Annotated in this window: 2 rRNA genes; both read left to right on the forward strand. The window is 53.4% G+C overall.

The features are described from left to right. Positions 1-24 precede the first annotated feature (24 nt). Positions 25-3,170, forward strand: a 23S ribosomal RNA gene (locus E3O28_RS12895). A 135-nt stretch (positions 3,171-3,305) separates the two neighbouring features. Then, positions 3,306-3,422: ribosomal RNA gene (gene rrf, locus E3O28_RS12900) — 5S ribosomal RNA — on the forward strand. Positions 3,423-3,487: the final 65 nt, after the last annotated feature.

The raw sequence follows: 3,487 nt of genomic DNA on the forward strand, positions 1-3,487 counted from the left end.
CTTAATCGATTCAAACTCATGTGATTTCAAATTTCTAAGAGCAAACGGTGAATGCCTTGGCATGTAGAGCCGAAGAAGGACGTAGTAATCTGCGATAAGCCTCGGGGAGTTGATAAACGAACTGTGATCCGAGGATTTCCGAATGGGGAAACCCCGCCAGGCCCTTTGGGTGACCTGGTGACTCCCGCCTGAATATATAGGGCGGGTAGAGGGAACGTGGGGAAGTGAAACATCTCAGTACCCACAGGAAGAGAAAACAATAGTGATTCCGTTAGTAGTGGCGAGCGAAACCGGATGAGGCTAAACCGATCATGTGTGATAGCCGGCAGGCGTTGCATGGTCGGGGTTGCGGGACTTTTCTGCTGATTCTGCCGAACAGTGAGGGTTAGAGCGTTGTATAGACGAACAGGATTGAAAGCCTGGTCATAGAGGGTGCGAACCCCGTAGTCGAAATGCAGCAATCGCCCGAAGAGTATCCCAAGTAGCACGGGGCCCGAGAAATCCCGTGTGAATCCGTCAGGACCACCTGATAAGCCTAAATACTCCTACATGACCGATAGTGAACAAGTACCGTGAGGGAAAGGTGAAAAGTACCCCGGGAGGGGAGTGAAATAGTACCTGAAACCGTTTGCTTACAAACCGTTGGAGCCAGGCTGTGCCATTCGTGGTGCGGATTTCTGGTGACAGCGTGCCTTTTGAAGAATGAGCCTGCGAGTTAGTGATATGTGGCGAGCTTAACCCGAGAGGGGAATGCGTAGCGAAAGCGAGTCTGAATAGGGCGATTCAGTCGCATGTCCTAGACCCGAAGCGAAGTGATCTATCCATGGCCAGGTTGAAGCGACGGTAAGACGTCGTGGAGGACCGAACCCACTTCAGTTGAAAATGGAGGGGATGAGCTGTGGATAGGGGTGAAAGGCCAATCAAACTTCGTGATAGCTGGTTCTCTCCGAAATGCATTTAGGTGCAGCGTTGCGTGTTTCTTGCCGGAGGTAGAGCTACTGGATGGCCGATGGGGCCTAAAAGCTTACTGACGTCAGCCAAACTCCGAATGCCGGTAAGTGAGAGCGCAGCAGTGAGACGGTGGGGGATAAGCTTCATCGTCGAGAGGGAAACAACCCAGACCACCAACTAAGGTCCCAAAGCGCGTGCTAAGTGGGAAAGGATGTGGAGTTGCACAGACAACCAGGAGGTTGGCTTAGAAGCAGCCACCCTTGAAAGAGTGCGTAATAGCTCACTGGTCAAGTGATTCCGCGCCGACAATGTAACGGGGCTCAAGCACGCCACCGAAGTTGTGGCATTGATATTTTTGGTAAGCCGCACCCTTGTGGTGTTGGTTCAGCCGTGTTGATGGGTAGGAGAGCGTCGTGTGGCCAGCGAAGCGGCGGTGTAAACCAGCCGTGGAGGCTACACGAGTGAGAATGCAGGCATGAGTAGCGAAAGACGGGTGAGAAACCCGTCCTCCGAAAGATCAAGGTTTCCAGGGCCAGGCTAATCCGCCCTGGGTAAGTCGGGACCTAAGGCGAGGCCGACAGGCGTAGTCGATGGACAACGGGTTTATATTCCCGTACTGGCGAAAAACCGCCCAAACTAATCCAGTAATGCTAAGCATCTGAATCCTCTAGATGGATCCCTTCGGGGTGAAGCGTGGGGCCTAGCGTGCGACCCTATGCTGGTGCGGTTAGCGTATTAACAGGTGTGACGCAGGAAGGTAGCTGAGCCGGGCGATGGTTGTCCCGGTCTAAGGATGTAGGCCGAGAGATAGGCAAATCCGTCTCTCATGAAGGTTGAGACCCGATGGGTAGTCCTCACGGACGAAATCAGTGATCCTATGCTGCCAAGAAAAGCATCGACGCGAGGTTTTAGTCACCCGTACCCCAAACCGACTCAGGTGATCAGGTAGAGAATACTAAGGAGATCGAGAGAATCGTGGTTAAGGAACTCGGCAAAATGCCCCCGTAACTTCGGGAGAAGGGGGGCCTGAGGCGTGAAGGGATTTACTTCTGGAGCGTTCGAAGGCCGCAGAGACCAGTGGGAAGCGACTGTTTACTAAAAACACAGGTCCGTGCCAAGTCGCAAGACGATGTATACGGACTGACGCCTGCCCGGTGCTGGAAGGTTAAGAGGAACGGTTAGCCGCAAGGCGAAGCTGAGAATTTAAGCCCCAGTAAACGGCGGTGGTAACTATAACCATCCTAAGGTAGCGAAATTCCTTGTCGGGTAAGTTCCGACCTGCACGAATGGCGTAACGACTTCCCAGCTGTCTCAACCGCGAACTCGGCGAAATTGCATTACGAGTAAAGATGCTCGTTACGCGCAGCAGGACGGAAAGACCCCGTGACCTTTACTACAGCTTGGTATTGGTGTTCGGTGTGGCTTGTGTAGGATAGGTGGGAGACTGTGAAGCTTGGACGCTAGTTCAGGTGGAGTCAACGTTGAAATACCACTCTGGTCATATTGGATATCTAACTTCGAACCGTGATCCGGTTCAGGGACAGTGCCTGGTGGGTAGTTTAACTGGGGCGGTTGCCTCCTAAAAAGTAACGGAGGCGCCCAAAGGTTCCCTCAACCTGGTTGGCAATCAGGTGTCGAGTGTAAGTGCACAAGGGAGCTTGACTGTGAGACTGACAAGTCGAGCAGGGACGAAAGTCGGGACTAGTGATCCGGCAGTGGCTTGTGGAAGCGCTGTCGCTCAACGGATAAAAGGTACCTCGGGGATAACAGGCTGATCTTGCCCAAGAGTCCATATCGACGGCATGGTTTGGCACCTCGATGTCGGCTCGTCGCATCCTGGGGCTGGAGTAGGTCCCAAGGGTTGGGCTGTTCGCCCATTAAAGCGGTACGCGAGCTGGGTTTAGAACGTCGTGAGACAGTTCGGTCCCTATCCGCTGCGCGCGCAGGAAATTTGAGAAGATCTATCCCTAGTACGAGAGGACCGGGATGGACGAACCTCTGGTGTGTCAGTTGTTCCGCCAGGAGCACCGCTGATTAGCTACGTTCGGAACGGATAACCGCTGAAAGCATCTAAGCGGGAAGCCGGCTTCGAGATGAGATTTCCATCCCTTCGGGGGAGAGGCTCGCAGCTAGACTACTGCGTTGATAGGCCGGATGTGGAAGAGGGGACTAAAGACCCTCGGAGCTGACCGGTACTAATAAGCCAATAATTTGATAACACACCAGTTTGAATAAGCTGCAAGCGTCCACTATGTGGTTCTCGATGTACGGTCGAGAACAACGCCCCACGGTGACTCATAAACACTGAGGGGCTCTATAACTAAAAAATATAGATTCGATTCATCGAAAGATGTTTCGGCGGCTATAGCGAGAGGGAAACGCCCGGTCACATTCCGAACCCGGAAGCTAAGACTCTCAGCGCCGATGGTACTGCAGGGGGGACCCTGTGGGAGAGTAGGACACCGCCGGACTCAACGTAGCAACACACACAATGGCCACCCCAACGGGTGGCCATTGTGCGTTAACCACCACCACC

The organism is Cryobacterium sp. TMT2-14 (assembly GCF_004402465.1).
GTDB classification, from domain to species: Bacteria; Actinomycetota; Actinomycetes; order Actinomycetales; family Microbacteriaceae; genus Cryobacterium; species Cryobacterium sandaracinum.